The 221-nt window shown below is 64.7% G+C and carries 1 protein-coding gene; it reads left to right on the top strand.

What is annotated here, in order from left to right:
* On the top strand, positions 1–221 hold a 221-nt coding region (locus HA630_RS27260; RefSeq protein WP_371809180.1), incomplete at both ends, for an NAD(P)/FAD-dependent oxidoreductase.

Below are 221 nucleotides of genomic sequence, written 5' to 3'. Positions count from 1 at the left end.
AAAGGCTCCGAGCCCGGTGCCCACATCCTCTCCGGCGCGGTGATGGACCCCATCGCCTTGAACGAGCTGCTGCCCAACTGGAAAGAACTGGGCGCGCCGCTGAACCAGCCCGTCACAGGCGACGAAGTGCTGTTCCTGAAAGAGCAAGGCGCCACCAAGACCCCCGACGCCCTGGTGCCCGACTGCTTCCACAACCACGGCAACTACGTCATCAGCCTGGG

Source organism: Aquabacterium sp. A08, assembly GCF_011742065.1.
Note: the sequence above shows the minus strand (reverse complement) of the source record. Positions and strands in the feature narration are given on the sequence as shown.